This is a genomic window from Mesorhizobium sp. L48C026A00 (assembly GCF_000502375.1).
In the GTDB taxonomy this organism is placed as follows: domain Bacteria; phylum Pseudomonadota; class Alphaproteobacteria; order Rhizobiales; family Rhizobiaceae; genus Mesorhizobium; species Mesorhizobium muleiense.
This window is the reverse complement of record NZ_AYWU01000012.1, coordinates 136534-146663: the sequence shown is the minus strand read 5'-3', so window position 1 is coordinate 146663 and position 10130 is coordinate 136534. Positions and strand designations below refer to the sequence as shown.

The 10130-nt window shown below is 64.4% G+C and carries 5 protein-coding genes; 4 read left to right on the top strand and 1 reads right to left on the bottom strand.

Annotated elements, in window-relative coordinates; translation table 11 throughout:
• The first annotated feature begins 178 nt into the window (after nucleotides 1-178).
• From X738_RS62550 to X738_RS62535, 4 genes are all read left to right on the top strand, one after another.
• Nucleotides 179-3157, top strand: coding sequence for a sarcosine oxidase subunit alpha (locus X738_RS62550; RefSeq protein ID WP_031255382.1), 2979 nt, complete (start codon nucleotides 179-181; stop codon nucleotides 3155-3157).
• Entirely contained in the window at nucleotides 3150-3779 is a 630-nt protein-coding gene (locus tag X738_RS62545) for a sarcosine oxidase subunit gamma (protein WP_031255381.1), read from the top strand. Before X738_RS62550 ends, X738_RS62545 begins: the two co-directional genes overlap by 8 nt.
• Nucleotides 3780-4041: 262 nt before the next feature.
• On the top strand, nucleotides 4042-6411 hold the full coding sequence (locus tag X738_RS62540) for a DUF1989 domain-containing protein (protein ID WP_031255380.1): 2370 nt from the start codon (nucleotides 4042-4044) through the stop codon (nucleotides 6409-6411).
• Between the two features lie 361 nt (nucleotides 6412-6772).
• Nucleotides 6773-8482 carry an APC family permease gene (locus X738_RS62535; protein ID WP_031255379.1) on the top strand — a complete coding sequence of 570 codons (1710 nt, stop codon included), beginning with the start codon at nucleotides 6773-6775 and terminating at the stop codon, nucleotides 8480-8482.
• A 113-nt stretch (nucleotides 8483-8595) separates the two neighbouring features.
• Here X738_RS62535 and X738_RS62530 read toward each other — a convergent pair whose 3' ends face one another.
• Entirely contained in the window at nucleotides 8596-10089 is a 1494-nt protein-coding gene (locus tag X738_RS62530) for an aldehyde dehydrogenase family protein (protein ID WP_023800235.1), read from the bottom strand.
• Between the last annotated feature and the right edge of the window lie 41 nt (nucleotides 10090-10130).

Genomic DNA, 10130 nt, shown 5'->3' with positions numbered 1-10130 from the left:
CCCGGCGAAGGAGAAAACTGTCACCCATGCAATCAGTCCATTCTGTTACCTATCTATCCGGTTCGGACACCGGCCCCCTTCTCCCCGTCACTATACGGGGAGAAGTGCCCGGCAGGGCGATGAGGGGCAGCGCTGCGTTCCTGCATGACGTCAAAGCGACGGAAGGCCGGCAACCGTGATCACCAGCCAGCCCCATCGTCTCACATCGGGCGGTCTCATCGACCGCTCGGCGCCGCTAAACTTTCGCTTCGACGGCGAAACCTTTGCCGGCTTCCAGGGCGACACGCTTGCCTCGGCGCTGATCGCCAATGGCGTCAAGCTGGTCGGCCGCTCGTTCAAGTACCACCGGCCGCGCGGCATCCTGACCGCGGGCTCGGAAGAACCCAACGCACTGGTCGAGCTGCGCACCGGAGCCCGGCGTGAGCCCAACACCAAGGCGACCACCGCCGAACTTTATGACGGTCTGGAAGCCGCCAGCCAGAACCGCTGGCCGTCGCTGCGCCACGATCTGATGGCGGTCAACCAGCTGTTCTCACCGATGTTCGTCGCCGGCTTCTACTACAAGACCTTCATGTGGCCGGCAAAATTCTGGGAAGCAGTCTACGAGCCGGCGATCCGCCGCGCCGCTGGTCTCGGCCGCGCCGCGGGCGTTGCCGATCCTGATCACTACGACAAGACGTGGGCGCATTGCGACGTGCTGATCGCCGGTTCCGGCCCAGCCGGGCTGGCGGCAGCACTTGCCGCCGGCCGATCTGGTGCCCGCGTCATCCTGTGCGAGGAAGATTTTGCGGTTGGCGGCCGCCTGCTTGCCGACGGCGGCACGATCGACGGGGTGCCCGCAGCCGAATGGATTTCGCGCACGCTGGCCGAGCTCGCCTCGCTGCCCGATGTCCGCATCATGAACCGCACGACACTGTTCGGCGTCTATGACGGCGGGACTTATAGCGCCATCGAACGGGTCAACGATCACCTGCCCTCCCCGCCAGAGCATCAGGTGCGCCAGCGGCTGTGGCGGATCGTGGCCAAACGCTGTGTCGTCGCCGCCGGCGCCATCGAACGGCCGATCGTCTTTGCCGGCAACGACACGCCCGGCGTGATGATGGCGTCTGCAATGCGGACCTATATCGCGCGCTATGCGGCAACCCCGGCGAAGAGGATTGCGCTGTTCACCAACAATGAGGATGGCTGGCGCACGGTCGAGGCGGCACTCGGCGCCGGACTGCAGATCGCGGCGGTCGTCGATGCGCGTCCGGACGTATCCGCCGCGCATCGGGCGCTTGCCGCCAAGGCCGGCTTTGCCATTTTGAACGGTTTCGTCAGCGGGGTGGACGGCGGCAAGGACGGTGTCAGGAAAATCTCGATATCTCTGGCAGGCGGCGCACGCGCCGAGGTCGAAGCCGACGGGCTTGCCGTTTCCGGCGGCTGGAACCCGGCGGTCGGGCTGACCTCATACCATCGCGGCCGGCCGAAATGGCAGGACGATATATCGGCCTTCGTGCCGGACAGCGCGCCTCCCGGCATGGTGGCCGCCGGTGCTGCCAACGGCGTTTTTGGGCTCGGCGCCTGCCTGCGACAGGGGTTTGCCGCCGGTGCGGCGGCAGCGCAGAGCGCCGGGCACAACGGCAGTGCCGGCATGCCGCCAGTCGCCGACGACGATGCTTTTTCGCTGACCCCGCTCTGGCACGTTTCCGGCAAAGGAAAAGCCTTTGTCGACTACCAGCATGACGTCGCCGCTGGGGACATCGAACTGGCGCAGCGCGAAGGTTTTGAATCGGTCGAGCATCTGAAGCGCTATACGACGCTCGGCATGGCGACCGACCAGGGCAAGACCTCGAATGTCGCCGGCCTCGCCATCATGGCGGCGCTATCAGGCAAATCCATTCCCGAGACCGGCACGACGATCTACCGTCCGCCCTATGTGCCGGTCGCCATCGGCGCCTTTGCCGGCCATCATCGCGACGAAAACTTCCACGCGACAAGGCGGACGCCGTCGCATCACTGGGCAGCCGAACAGGGCGCGGTGTTCGTCGACACCGGCCTGTGGAAGCGCGCGCAATGGTATCCGCGCGCCGGCGAGAAGGACTGGCTGGAAACGGTCATCCGCGAGGTCAAGGCGGTGCGCGGCGGCGTCGGTTTTTGCGACGTCTCGACGCTCGGCAAGATCGACGTGCACGGCCCGGATGCCGGCACCTTCCTCGACCGCGTCTACATCAACACTTTCTCCAGTCTTGCTGTGGGAAAAGCGCGCTACGGGCTGATGCTGCGCGAGGACGGCATGGTCTATGACGACGGCACCACGTCGCGGCTGGCCGAGGACCATTATTTCCTGACCACCACGACTGCCAAGGCCGGGCCGGTGATGCAGCATCTCGAATTCTGCCGGCAGGTGCTGTTTCCTGAACTCGACGTGCAGCTGACCTCCGTCTCCGACCAGTGGGCGCAATTCTCTATCGCCGGGCCGAAAACCCGAGATCTGCTTCGGGAAATCGTTGATCCGGCCGAGGACCTGTCGAACGAGGGCTTTCCGTTCATGGGCGCGCGCGAAGTGGCGCTTCGCGGCGGCATCAAGGCGCGGTTGTTCCGCATCTCGTTCTCCGGCGAGATGGCGTTCGAGATCTCCGTTCCTGCCCGCTACGGCGATGCGCTGGTGCGCAATCTGACGCTGGCCGGCAAACCATTCGGCGCCACACCCTACGGCACCGAAGCACTTGGCGTGATGCGCATCGAGAAGGGCCATGTCGCCGGACCGGAACTGAACGGCACGACGACCGCAGGCGACCTCGGTCTGGGCAAAATGATGTCGACCAAGAAGGATTTTGTCGGCCGCGTCATGGCCGGACGCGAGGCGCTGGTCGCCCCCACCCGGCAGGTCGTGGTCGGCATCAAGCCGACGGACAGAGCGCGCCGCCTGCGCTCCGGCACGCATATCATTCCGAAGGGCGAGATACCGGGTTCCGCCAACGACCAGGGCTATGTCACCTCGGTCTGCTTCTCGCCGACGCTCGACCAGTGGATCGGGCTGGCGCTTGTCGAGCGCGGCCGCGAGCGGATCGGCGAGATCGTCCATGCGCATGACCCGCTGCGCGGCGAAGACTATGATGTCGAACTGTGTAATCCCGTCTTCTACGATCCGGATGGAGGGCGCCAGCGTGACTGAGTTTTCCTGGGTTTCTCGCAGTCCGCTCGAGCACGCGCTTGTCGTGGGGGCCTATGGCGCGCGCGACGCCGAACCGGGCATTTCGCTCACCGAGATCCGCAATTTCGACCTGATCCAGGTGATGGCGCGGCGCGGCAAAGGGGCGGAACTGGCAAACGCCGCCAAGGCCCGTTTCGGCATGGCGGCTCCGGATGTGCCGAAGGCGGTCACCGCTTCGGACGTGACGCTCATCTGGTCAGGACCGGATCAGTTCCTCGTCCTGTCGAAGGGCGGCAAGCACGCGATCGACATTTTGAGACAAGCTTTCTCGCAATCCGCCTCGCTGTCGGACCAGTCGCATGCGCGCGCGCTGATCAGCGTAGCGGGGGCCAAGGCGCGCGCCATGCTGGCGAAATTGTCATCGATCGATCTGCACCAGGCGGCATTTCCGATCGACGCCGCTGCCGCCACATCGATCGACCATACCAGCGTCAATCTCTGGCGTGGCAATGACCGGCCGGACGGGCAGCCGGTGTTCAATCTTCTGGTGTTTGCAAGTTTCGCCGAAAGCCTGTGGCACGCGATGCTCGACGCAGCCGCCGAGTATGGCGTCGACATCGGGTATTCAGGGGAACTGGCGTAGCGGCTGCCTCTTGCCTTCTCCCTTGTGGGAGAAGGTGGATTGGCGCGCAGCGCCAAGACGGTTGAGGGGTGTTGGACGGAGTGCGGCCGATGCCAAGCTGGAGCACCCCTCATCCGACCGAGCTTCGCTCGGCCACCTTCTCCCACAAGGGGAGAAGGGGAGCCCCACCACCTTCGCCTTGCCAAACCGACAAGCACTGCTATTCTTGCTGATAAAATAATTTTACGCACAGGCAAACTTGTTTCTTGAGACCCGGGTCGAGATGAGCCAGTCGCCCTACCCCGCCATCGCCGCCGGACCGCCACGACCGAGCCTGATCCTGCGGCCCGGCCAGATGGCGCTGCCCGCCGGGATGGAGCGCTATTCCATCCACGGCAATGGTGCGGTGCTCATCGACGTCGAGGCCGGCGACATCGTCACCGTGCGCAACGTCGAAGGCGGCCAAGCCTGCGAACTGCTGGCATGGGATAAAAGCGGCGTGACTGATGCCGGTATTTTCGGCGAGAACTCGAACAGCAATGCCGCCGGCATCAAGGCGCTGCTGGCCGATGGCGACGACAGCCTCGCTTCGTTGCGCCGGGGGCTCGAGCGACGCCAGGTGCAGCTCGATCAGGCAAAGGCGGTTCGCATCTTCGGCGGCGCCACCCCTGCCGGCACCGAACAGGGTTTTGCCGTTGCCCGCAATGGCTCGATGCTGATCGCCGCCCCGGGCGGACCGATGCCGGTCGACGGCCACAACACGGCAACGCCGCTCAGCGTCATCGTGCGCCGTGCCACAATCCATCCGGCGGCGAAGTCCAGGCTTGGCGACCCGCTGGCCGACCCGGTGCTCGATTTGCGCGTCCATTCGGCGACCGCGGAAGCCTACTTCGTCAAGGCGGGTGACTATCTGCAGATCATCGATGTCGACGGGCGCCAATGCACCGACTTCCAGTGCTTTTCGGCGCGCAAGCTCGACAAGGGACGCGACCATCCGCTCGACGTGACGACGACCCGCACGCTGATGGGTTCGAGCTATCCGATGCCCGGCCTGCATTCGAAATATTACGACCAGGACATGGAGCCGCTGGTCGAGGTGGTGCAGGACACCTGCGGCCGGCACGATGCGTTCGCGCTCGCTTGCGCCGCCAAATATTACGACGACATCGGCTATCCCGGTCATCCCAACTGCTCGGAGAATTTCAACCGCGCGCTCGCCGACAAGGGTGTTGGCCCGCGCGCGGGCTGGATGGCGATCAATTTCTTCTTCAACACGGCGATCGACGCGCATGGCGTCATGGTGTCGGACGAGCCATGGTCGCGGCCGGGCGACTATGTGCTGCTGCGGGCACTTACCGACATCGTTTGCGTGTCGTCCGCCTGTCCCGACGACACGACGCCGGCCAATGGCTGGAACCTGACCGACATCCATGTGCGGACCTATTCCGGTAAGCATAAATTCTCGCGAGCGATCGCGAGACGCATGACGCCCGATTCGGAACCGAAAATGACCCGCGAGACATCATTTCATTCGAGCTTTGCCAAGCACACCCGCAACTTCGTCGAGTACAGGGGTTATTGGCTGGCCAATTCCTTCGCAAAAGAGGGCCCTATCGACGAATACTGGGCCTGCCGGCAGGCCGCCGTCATCATGGACCTGTCGCCGCTGCGCAAGTTCGAGGTCACCGGCCCGGATTCGGAAGCGCTGCTGCAATACACGCTGACCCGCGACGTGAAAAAACTCGGCGTCGGCCAGGTGGTCTATTCCGCCATGTGCTACGAGCATGGCGGCATGATCGACGACGGCACGCTGCTCAGGCTCGGCAAGGACAATTTCCGCTGGGTCGGCGGCGACGATCTGTCCGGCGAATGGCTGCGCGACACCGCGACGAGCCTCGGCCTCAACGTGCTGGTGCGCTCGTCGACCGACCAGATGCACAATGTCGCCGTGCAGGGACCGAAGAGCCGCGACATCCTGAAGGAGATCATCTGGACTTCGCCGCTGCAGCCGTCGATCGAGGAGCTCGAATGGTTCCGTTTCGCCGTCGCCCGCATCGGCGGCGGCAACGGCATTCCAATCGTCGTCTCGCGCACCGGCTACACCGGCGAACTCGGCTACGAGATCTGGTGCCACCCGCGCGACGCCGAAAAGGTGTTCGACGCCATCTGGGCGGCCGGCCAGCCGCATGGCTTGAAGCCGATGGGGCTGCAGGCGCTCGACATGGTGCGCATCGAGGCCGGGCTGATCTTTGCCGGCTATGAATTTTCCGACCAGACCGATCCGTTCGAGGCCGGCATCGGCTTCACCGTGCCGCTGAAGAGCAAGACCGACGATTTCATCGGCCGCGAGGCGTTGATCCGGCGCAAGGAAAACCCGCAGAGGAAACTGGTCGGCCTCAACATCGACGCCAATGTCGCGGTCGGGCATGGCGATTGCGTCCATGTCGGCCGCGCCCAGATCGGCGAGGTCACGTCCGCCATGCGCTCGCCGCTGCTCAACAAGACCATCGCGCTGGCCAGGCTCGACGTCACCCATGCCGCGATCGGCACCGCGGTCGAGATCGGCAAGCTCGACGGCCACAGCAAGCGGCTGCCGGCGAGCGTCGTCGCCTTCGCCCACTACGATCCGCAAAAGACCAGACCGCGCTCTTGACGGCAGCATCCCTTGCCTTCTCCCCCTGTGGAAGAGGGTGGATCGGCGCGCAGCGCCGAGACGGAAGAGTGGTGTTGGACGGAATGCTGTCGGTGCCAAGCTGGATCACCCCTCATCCGACCTCGCTTCGCGAGGCCACCTTCTCCCACAAGGGGAGAAGGCAAGAGCGTGTCCCACATCTGCGATGTGCACAGCTTCACAAAAACGCTTGACGTGAAAGCGTGACGCGTCGATCTTCACTCCTAAGAAAAAAATACTACTGAGCGGAAACGCCTGAGGTCGTTCAACGCGTGCGTCGGTGACGCATCGCGAAATGTCGACTGTCGCCGATGGGGAACATCAAAATGGGGAATTCACGCAAATGAGCACGATAGTCTCTGCCCTGGTTCCGGCTGCCGAAGGGAAGCTGCACCGGAACATCGATTGGCGCGGCGCCTTCTGGGTGGCAAGCGGCGTTCCCGCCCTTGTCCTGTTTTCGATCGGCGGCATTGCCGGCACGACCGGCAAGCTGGCCTTCCTGATCTGGACCGTGTCCATGATCATGGGCTTCCTGCAATCCTTCACCTATGCCGAAATCGCCGGCCTGTTTCCGAACAAGTCCGGCGGCGCCTCGATCTATGGCGCCACCGCCTGGCTGCGTTACTCCAAGTTCATCGCGCCGCTTTCGGTGTGGTGCAACTGGTTCGCCTGGTCGCCGGTGCTGTCGCTCGGCTGCTCGATCGCCGCGGCCTACATCCTCAACGCGCTGGCGCCGGTGCCGCTGTTTACCGACACCTCGCCGGAAGTCGCCGCCTATATCGCGGCTAATACTGGGGCGAGTGCCGCCGACGCCATCACGGCGGTCACCGCGGCCGCCACACCGGCGATCCGCAACTGGACGCTCTACGGACACACGCTTGGTCCGGTCTCCTTCACCTTCAATGCCACCTTCTTGATCGGCGCAGTGCTGATGCTGATCATCTTCTCCATCCAGCATCGCGGCATCCTGGGCACCGCAAACGTGCAGAAATATATCGGCCTGTTCGTCATCATTCCGATGCTGATCGTCGGCGTCGTGCCGATCGTCACCGGCCAGATCGACTGGGCGAATTTTTCGCCACTGGTGCCGCTGGCGGCCGCCTACGCGCCGGAGCCCGGGGCGTGGAACATCGCCGGCTGGACGCTCGTTCTCGGCGGCATGTTCATCGCCGCCTGGTCGACCTACGGTTTCGAGACAGCCGTCTGCTACACGTCCGAGTTCAAGAATCCCGGCACCGACACCTTCAAGGCGATCTTCTATTCCGGCCTGCTGTGCATGCTGCTGTTCATCCTGGTGCCGTTCACCTTCCAGGGCGTGCTCGGCTTGAACGGCATGCTGGCCACCCCGATCGTCGACGGCTCCGGTGTTGCCGATGCCTTGGCCGGCATGGTCGGCGGCGGACAGCTCATCCATAGCCTGCTGGTGATGCTGATGATCCTGGCACTGGTGCTGTGCATCATGACGGCGATGGCGGGGTCCTCGCGCACGCTTTACCAAGGCTCCGTCGATGGCTGGCTGCCCCGCTATCTCAGCCATGTCAACGAGCACGGCGCCCCGACGCGGGCGATGTGGACCGACCTGATCTTCAACCTGGCCGTGCTGGCCATCGCCTCGGCCGACGCGACGAGTTTCTTCTTCATCCTCGCCGTGTCGAATTGCGGCTACATCATCTTCAACTTCCTCAACCTCAACGCCGGCTGGATCCACCGCATCGACAATGGCCATATCGCGCGGCCATGGCGCGCGCCGAGCTGGTTGCTCGGCCTCGGCGCCATCTTTGCCTATGTCAACATGATCTTCATGGGCGCCGGGGCAAAGGTCTGGAACCCGATGGCGCTGTGGGCAGGACTGATCACGGCTGCCCTCATCATCCCGGTGTTCTGCTTCAGGCATTACATCCAGGACAAGGGAAAGTTCCCCGACCATATGCTGGCTGACCTTGGCATGAATTCGTCGGATCTCGCGGTCAGAAAAGCGGGAATCCTGCCCTACCTGACGCTGATTGCCGGCATCGTGGTGATGCTGCTCGCCAACTGGCTGTTCGTCATCTGACCCCGCCTGAAGGGATCAAGCGCGCGATGCGCGCTTGATCCCCGCGTGTTCGTGCCGATGATTACCCGCCGCCGAGGCGGGTTTTTCGTTTCAGGGCCTATTCGGCGGATCGCTCAATCGATCTTGATGAACACGCCCTTGGTGTTGAGATACTCGTCGAGGTGCTCGGCACCGCCCTCGCGGCCGTAGCCGCTCATCTTGTAGCCGCCGAAGGGCACGGCCGGATCGATGGCGTGATAGGTATTCACCCAGACTGAGCCGGCACGGATTTTTCGCGATAGCTGGTGGGCGGTGGCGATGTTGCGGGTGAAGACCCCGGCAGCAAGACCGTAGGGCGTGTTGTTGGCGCGCTCGACCGCCTCATCGAGCGTATCGAACGGCAGCGCCGAAATCACCGGCCCGAAGATCTCCTCGCGCGCGATCCTCATGTCGTCCGAAACGCCGGCAAAGACGGTCGGCGCGACGAAATTGCCGGCGGCCAGCGCACCTTCCATGAGGCGTTCACCGCCGGTGACGAGGGTCGCGCCCTCCGCCGTGCCGGCCTGGAGATACGAGGCGACCCGTTGCAGCTGCTTTTCGGAGACGAGCGGGCCGATCTCGGTCGCCGGATCGATGCCGTCGCCGATCCTGAGACCCTTGGCATAGGCCGCCAGCCGCTCGACGAATTCATCATGGACGGAGCGTTCGACGAACAGGCGCGAGCCGGCGATGCAGATCTGGCCGGAATTGGCGAACACCGACATAGCCGCCACCGGCACCGCTTTGTCGAGATCGGCGTCGGCGCAGACGATGACCGGCGACTTGCCGCCAAGCTCCAGCGAGACGCGCTTGAGGTTGCCGGCCGACGCCCGCACGATCGACTGGCCGGTCGCCGTCGAGCCGGTGAAGACGATCTTGTCGACTCCCATATGCTCGGCAAGTGCGGCACCTGCCTCGGCACCGGTGCCGGTCACGATGTTGACGACACCTGGCGGAACGCCGGCCTCGTTCATGAGGTCGGCGATCAAAAGCGGCGTCAGCGGCGCCTCTTCCGAAGGTTTCAGCACCACCGTGCAGCCGGTCGCCAGCGCCGGCCCGATCTTCCAGATCGAAGCGGCCGTCGGTGCGTTCCACGGGATGATGGCGCCGACGACGCCGACCGGCTCCTTGCGCGTGAAGGAGACGATTTCGCCCGGCAGCGAGTTCTCGATCGTCTCGCCGTGCAGGGACGTCGCCATGCCGGCGTAATAGCGCAGCATGCCGATGACGCGGTTGCGGTTGGCCAGGGTGCGCACGATCGGCATGCCCATGTCGGTCGTGTCCGAGCGGCTGATCTCCTCCCAGTGCTTTTCGAAGAGATCGGCGATCCTGAGCAGCAGCACCTGCCGCTCATAGGGCTTGTACCGGCTCCACGGCCCGTCGAAGGCCCTGCGCGCCGCCGCCACTGCCAGCTCGATGTCCTGGCGGTCGCCGCGCGGCACCGTGGCAATGACCGCGCCGGTGGCCGGATTGCTAGTTTCCATGGTGAGGGCCGAGCGGGCGTCGACCCAGGCGCCATCGATGAACATCTGGCGGTGGCGTCCGTCGATCGGCCGGCGCAGCGCCACCGGTGCCTGAGCTATGGTCATGACGTCCTCCTCCGGCGCTCCTGCCGGTGGGCGGATTTAAC

Coding starts and splice junctions, on each gene's coding strand:
- X738_RS62530 (WP_023800235.1), bottom strand. CDS start 10,089: ATGACCATAGCTCAGGCACCGGTGGCGCTGCGCCGGCCGATCGACGGA.
- X738_RS62535 (WP_031255379.1), top strand. CDS start 6,773: ATGAGCACGATAGTCTCTGCCCTGGTTCCGGCTGCCGAAGGGAAGCTG.
- X738_RS62540 (WP_031255380.1), top strand. CDS start 4,042: ATGAGCCAGTCGCCCTACCCCGCCATCGCCGCCGGACCGCCACGACCG.